Origin of the sequence: Pseudomonas sp. SWRI179 (assembly GCF_014268705.1) — a bacterium.
GTDB classification, from domain to species: Bacteria; Pseudomonadota; Gammaproteobacteria; order Pseudomonadales; family Pseudomonadaceae; genus Aquipseudomonas; species Aquipseudomonas zanjanensis.
In genome coordinates this window covers 47,976-54,810 of the sequence record NZ_JABWRA010000044.1, presented here as the reverse complement: position 1 = coordinate 54,810, position 6,835 = coordinate 47,976, and the positions used below count along the sequence as shown (strand labels likewise).

Here is a 6,835-nt window from a genome sequence, read left to right as displayed (position 1 = left end):
GCAATAACCCCACCCGCCCTGTTAGTCAGATTATTACTCGCCAACGCATCCAGCCGACCACCCGCTTCCATCAACCCACTGTTGACCAAGCTGTCGCCCGCCGTCGCCCTCAGGTTGCTGGACGCACGCAAGGTGCCCGCATTGTTCAGGTTCTTACCCGCAATCAGGCTGACGTCTGAGCCCTGAATCAGCGCACCATTCGGCGCCAGACGATGGTTGGCCTGGGCCAGATAAAGCACCGGCACCAGCACCTGTTGATTATTCACCGTCCGGTTTTCCATCCAGACGATGTCATGGGTCAGGGCCGCAACCTGTTCGGCGGTCAGGCTGACGCCCAGGGACAGGTTGAGACTGTCCTTGCTGGCGATGGCGTTGTTCATCAGGTACTTGAACATGCCGTCGTCGGAGTTCTGGCCGTCGAGGAAGCGTTGGCCGGTGCGGGCGATCACCGCCTGTTGGATCAAGCGTTGTTCGTAGAAGCCGTCGCCCAGGCGCTTGGCGGCGGTGTCCGGCTCGTAGCCCAGGTTTGTCAGCAGGTAATCGGAGCTCATGAACCGGCGCATGTCGGTCAGCGCCGGGTTGGTCTCGATCAGGTATTTTTGCGGGTTGGCCTGGAACGAACGGTCCGGCAGGCCACGCACTTGCGTCAGGCCCGTGCTCTGGGTCGGCGTGGTGGAGCCGTCGCCGCTCATGCGGAACAGACCGTTTTGCCCGGTGGGCAAGTCAAAACCCGGCAAGGTCAGCGGATCGACTTGTTGCTGGGTCAGGTTCGGGGGTAGCTGTCGATTGACGCTGATGCGGGTCGAGAAGGCGTTGTCAGCCTGGGTGTCGGTGCGCGGGCCAGCGCCAACGTAGTTGTAGCCGCCACGCACGACGCCGCTGTTGAGGTCGCCCTGGGTTGGAATGTCGAGGGCACCACCGGCCTGGATAATCGCGGCATAGGTTTGGCTGTCGGTGGTGGCTGTCTGAGTACGGAACCGCGTCAGCTCACGTTCGGTTCTGCCGATAAAATGGCTCATCGCCGCTTCAAGACCGCTCAGGTCATTGGCGTTGTAGCCTGGGCTCTGCAACCAGTATTTGTTGGTGAAGTCATTGGCCTCTGCGCGCCAGCTACCCGGGCGGCGCGTGCGTTGGGACCTGAAGGTGCGCGAGGTTTCAATCTCGCCGGTCTCGATGCCGATGTTGTTCAGGCTGACGAGGTTGGCGGTCAATGCACCGCCGACGCCGATGCTGCTGCTCCGGTTGGTCAGAGTGTCGCCCTGGATATTCAGGTTGCCGCCGGTGGTGATGCTGGAGGCGGCGCTGGCCGCGGTGACTTCGAACTTATCGCGCTGGACGATCTGCCAGACGTGGTTTTGCTTGGGGCCGTCGCAATCACCTGGTACGCAGGCCACTTCCCTGATCGAGGCGGTGTAGATGCCAGAATCGTTGGTGGCCAAGACCTCACGGACGTTGTCGATGGTGCTGGCCGCCAAGCGCATGTTGCCGTCGCTTTGCAGCGTGCCGGAGCTGTTGAGAATGCGGTTGGCACGGGTGCCGAGGCCGTCGCGATCGATGCTCAGATCACCCAGGCTGTAGATGTCGGCATAGCGGTTGGTCAGGTTGTTTACGCGCAGGCTGGTGTTGCCGCCGCTGAAGATCAATCCGTGTTCGTTGAGCAGGTCGCCGGTCGATACGCCAAGCGCTGCGGCACTGCCCAGCGTGCCGTAGTTGTTGAGCGTGGCGGCCGTGACGCTCAGGTCCGCCGCCGAGGTCAGGCGACCGTAACTGTTGAGGACGCCATCGACCACGACGGTTGTGTTGCCACCGCCAGCGATGCTGCCGTTTTGCTCCAGATTGATCAGCGCGGCCTTGAGGCCCAGGGTACCGAGACTGCTCAAGCGACCGTTGCCGGTATAGGCGCCGGTCAGTTGCAGGTCGATGGCTCCATCACTGCCGATCAGGCCGTCGACGCGCCAGTTGCTGCCTCGGCCCACCATACTATTGGTGCTGAGCAACTGGCCGGTGGCGGTCTGGGTCAACTGGTCGACATCCACGACCAGGTGCCCGGCCTGGATCGCCGTGTTGTTGGTCCAGCGATCAGCCGTCACCGTCAGGTTGCCGTAGGTCACCAGCTGACCGCCTGCCTGCCCCAGGTTGGCTTGGCTGATGCCGAACAATCCCAGGCCAGTGTGCAGCAGCTTGCCGCCCACGTTCTGGACGCTGCCGGTGTTGAAGCCCACATCATTACTGGCGGTTTCCAGGGTGCCGTCGTTGTTATCGAACAGACCACCGATCTTGAACACCGTGGTGCTGTTCTGGCCCAGGGTGCGCAGTTGGCCTTTCTGGTTGCTCAGGCTGGCGGCCAGAATATCCAGGCTGTCCTGGCTTTCGATGATGCCGGCGTTGTTGTTCAGCGCCCCCGAAAGATCGAAGTCGATGCGATTGGCGCTGACCTGCCCGCCGCCGCTGTTGTCCATGCCCCGGCCAGTGACCCAGACCTTGCCCGTGGCGTATATCCCGCCGTTGCGATTGTTGATATTCGCCGCTGCGTTGGTGACCACGACATCGCCGGCTTGCGCAGCGATGCGTCCGCCGTCGTTGAACAGCCCAGCCAAGGCTTGGATGCTGAGTCCTTGGGCCTGGATCGTGCCGCCCTGGCGGTTCACGTCATAGCCGTTTTTCAGCACGCCGGTGGTGCGTGCCTCCAGCGCGGCCTTGACGCTGGACAGCACGCCGCCACGGTTGTCCAGGTTGGCCGCTTCGATGTTCAGGTCGGCGTCTTGAGCGATGATCGTGCCGCCCTGGTTATCAATATCGCCCGTCACAACCACGGTCACCGGGCCCGTGCCTTGCAGCATGCCCTTGGCGTTGTCCAGGCGGGCGGCCTTGAGCTCGACGCCGGCACTGCGGCTGGCGATCAGGCCTTGATCAGCGTTGTTGACCTTGCCGGTCGCCGTGACCAGCAGCTTGCCATCGGCGGCGACGGTGCCTTTATTGCGGTTGTCCAGGCTGGCGGTGCGCACGGTCACGCTGCCTTGGCTGGACAACTCGCCGCCCTGGTTGTTGATCGCGCCCGCGTTGGTGATGTCGAGGTTCTTGCCGGCCATGACCAGGCCGGTCAGGTTGTCCAGGCTGCCGAGGATCAGGGTCGCGCTGTTCAGGCTGGACAGTTCGCCTGCGCTGTTGTCCAGATAGCCCAGGTTGGCAGTTAAAATGCCTTGGCTATTGATCAGGCCGCCCTGGGCGTTCAGCACCTGATTGGCCTTCAGGTGCAGTTCGCTGTTGCCAAGGATTCGGCCTTTGTTGCGGTTATCCACAGTATCGGCTGTGACCGTGGCCTTGCGCTGCCCGCTGAGCGTACCGCCCTGGTTGTTCAGCGCTGCGGTGGTCGTGACATTCAGGTCGCGACTGGCAATGACGGTTTTGCCGCCATTGTTCAGCTGTTTTGCCGTGAGGGTGACATCGCCCGCCGTGTTGCGGCTGTTGTCGGGATTGACCCCGGCTTCGATGATCGCGTTGTTGCTCAGCGTACCGCCGCTGTCGAGATGAATGCTGTCGCGCGCCACCAGGTTTTTCTGGTTGCTCAGGTCGCCCTGGGTCTTCACGTCCAGGCGGCTACCGGCGTACACCTGGCCACGGGTTTCCAGACTTTTGGCTTCGACGTCGATGGCTCCGGCGGCGGCCGTCTGCGCCAAACTCAGATGCCCATTGGCATCGAGCTGAATATCCCCGCCACTGGCAACCATCTTGCCGTCCAGCTTCACCCCGACACCCGCTTCGGTGCCCACCAACTTGATCGCCCCGGCATACATGCCGCCCAACGCCGAGGAGTCGATCGCCAGTTCGGGTTTGGCGCTGCCGTCATCGGCGCGGGCGGTGGCATTCAGGGTGTTGGCGTTGACATCATTGCGCCCGGCCACGATGGTCAGGTTCTTGGCCTGGATCTCGGCGTTGATCTTGGCGCTGCGAGTAATGATTTCGAAGCGGTCAACGTTGTTGGCGTTCAGGCCCGCGCCTTCAATGGCGACGCTGCCCTGGTCCACCTGATAGCGACCCACCTGGCCGTTTTCGATGATCGGCTTGCCCGTGGTCAGGGTCGCCTTGGGCGTATTGATAAACCCGCAACCGTTACAGGTAATGCCATAGGGGTTGGCGACGATGACATGGGCCGACTGCCCCGCCACTTCGGTGTAGCCACGCAGCTGGCTCGGGTTGCCGCCGTTGACTTCGTTGAGGATGACCTTCGCGGCCGTACCCTTGAGGTTCGGGTTGCCAAGGATAATCCCGCCCAGTTGCGTGGACTGGGCGGGATTGGTGGCGTTGTTGAGGATCACGCCGTTGCTGCCGACGTTGTAGTCCTTGAACTGGTTGTGGGACAGGCCACTGCCATTGGGTTTGGCGATGTTGACCACCGGCACGCCATTGCCGGCCTGGCCGAGGCTGGTGCCCGGCGCGCTGACCACGATGCCGCCCGCCTGGGCCCACATCGGTTGCCAGAACATGACGTTGGCCAATAGGAACGCCAGGCCACGCTTGGGCATGCCCCAGAAGGCGTCGCGGGTTTTCAGGGCAGCAGAAGGCTGGCGGGCCAGGAAGGCGTATTGGCGGTCGTCCATGATCAGGTCTCGTTGCAGCAAAAATTAGATGGATACATCCAAGCGGAAGTAGATCGGCGCTTCGCGCTCGGCCAGGGCATCCGGGCGTTCCAGGGAATGGGCGAAGGTGACGCTGGCGTTCAGGTGTTCACCACGGGCGAACAACTCCAGCGAATTGCTCGACATGCGCCCGTGCTCGTCGCCGTTGTAGCGATTACCGCGAATCACGCCCTGGTCATAACCGAGGCTGGTGCCGTATTCAGCGAACACCGGGCGCATCCACTCCAGTGTCACCGGACGACTCCAACGCAAGTCGTTGCGCCAGTAGCCGCCGCTGTCGCCGGACAATGTCTGGTCCTTGTAGCCACGAATCGACGACAGGCCGCCCAGACTCATGCGCTGCGGGCTGAACAGCACGTCCTCGCTGCGCTGGCCGGTCATCAGGCTGCTGAAGCTGAAGGACTCGCCACCCAGCTCAAAAGGTTGCAGGTAGCTGAGGGTGGCGGTGTATTTGCGGTAGCGTGCATCCGGCAGCCCAGGCCCCGGCTCGTGATCGCCCTGGGCATCGAGGGCGCCAATACCTTGTTGCAGGCCCAGGTCGAGGTTGACGAAGGCATTGCCAATCCGCCGTCCATGGTTGATGCCGAACTGCGCCTCGCTGATGCGATTGCTGCTCTCGGCGAGCTTGCTGTCTTCAATGAAGTTGTTGGTACGCAGGTACGCCAGGCCCGTGTTGAGGGAGGTCTTGCTCACCGCGTCGCGATGGACCACCCGTTCCAGGCGCACCTGGTGGTTCTGGCTGTCGCCGCTCTGCTTGAAGTTGAAGCCGTTGGCCTGGCCCACGGCGCGGTACTCGCTCTGGCTGTAGGTGTAGCTCAGGTTCCACCAGCCAAACGGCAGGTTGTAATAGAGCATGCCATTGCGTGAGGTTTTCTGGTGATCGCTGACGGCATCGTGGCCGCCGCGCAAGGCCAGTTGGTCAGCCAGGCCCAGGGGACTGTCCCAGTCCAGAGAGGCGCCCCATTGCTGCTCGCCGGTGCTTTTCTGCCCATCGTTATGCCGTGACAGGCCGGCGCGCCAAGGTTTTTGCGGGGTGTTATTGACCCGCACTTCGCTGCCGCCGATGTTCTGCCCCGGCGTCAGTTCCATTTGCGCACGGTTGGACGGCAAGCGGTTCAGTTGATCGACCATCTGCTCCATCTCACGCAGGTTGAGCAGTTCGCCGGTCTTGCCGGGAAACGCCATCGCCAACTCGCGCTCCGACAGCTTACTGTTCTCGGCACCTTTCAATCCTTCCAGGCGCCCCTCGACCACCAGCACTTGCAGGTGACCGCTGGACAGGTCCTGTTGCGGCAAGTAGGCGCGACTGGTGACCAGGCCTTTTTCCAGGTAGTAATCGGTGATGACTTTGAGCAACTGGTTAAGCTGCGGCACGCCCAGGCACTGGTTGAGAAAGGGCTTGAGCAGGCGCTGGCGCTCGCTTTCGGAGAGGGCGTCGGCGCCCTTGAGCTCTATGGTCTTGATCGGGAAACAACGGGTATCGACAGGTGCCGTGGGCTGGGCCGGCTTCGCCTCCTTGCCAGGCAGGTCCTTGAGTTCTTCAAGACGTCGGCGCTGCTCTTCGAGCAGCCGGTCCTGACGCTCACGGATCAGGTCCGTATCGCCGGGGGTTGGCGCGGCGACGGCAATGTTCATCGCTAGAAAACACAGCGACGCGACGACTAGCCTCGTCCCTAAGGCAAATACGGACATGTTCGATCCCTCGATACAGAAATGACAGCAGGCATGCACAGCCATGCGCGCACACCAGACCCTGCATATCGCCTTCGGTTCAAGAGAGCGGAAACTTTCTACGCAAAAAAGAGACGCGTCTCACAGACAGCGTCGACAATCACAGGGGAAAAAGACTTCTGTAAGGCACGAGCAGGTTCGCAACACTGTTCATTTAAAGCAGTGAAAATCCGTGGTGAGGGAGCTTGCTCCCGCTCGGTTGCGCAGCGACCGCAACATTGTGGGGCCCCTTCGCGGCCCAGCGGGAGCAAGCTCCCTCGCCACGGGTTCATCACTTTCTTAAGTGAATGGCTTCGACCTTGGTACGCACAGTGATGCGTTTTATCGGTTGACCGTTCCCATCATCTGCCTCACCGCTTGGCCTCGTTAAAAGATTGACCCTATCGAGCGTTAATACTGCGCCTATTAGCTATCTGGCAAAGGGGAACTAGCCTGAATTCAGGCTGGTGCAATCCGGCCGGTGAAAC

The 6,835-nt window shown here is 61.8% G+C and carries 2 protein-coding genes; both read right to left on the bottom strand.

Annotated elements, in window-relative coordinates; translation table 11 throughout:
• The coding region (locus HU767_RS22090) for a filamentous hemagglutinin N-terminal domain-containing protein (protein WP_186730469.1) at positions 1-4,598 on the bottom strand (4,598 nt) is incomplete at its 3' end.
• Between the two features lie 24 nt (positions 4,599-4,622).
• On the bottom strand, positions 4,623-6,329 hold the full coding sequence (locus HU767_RS22085) for a ShlB/FhaC/HecB family hemolysin secretion/activation protein (protein WP_186730468.1): 1,707 nt from the start codon (positions 6,327-6,329) through the stop codon (positions 4,623-4,625).
• Positions 6,330-6,835: the final 506 nt, after the last annotated feature.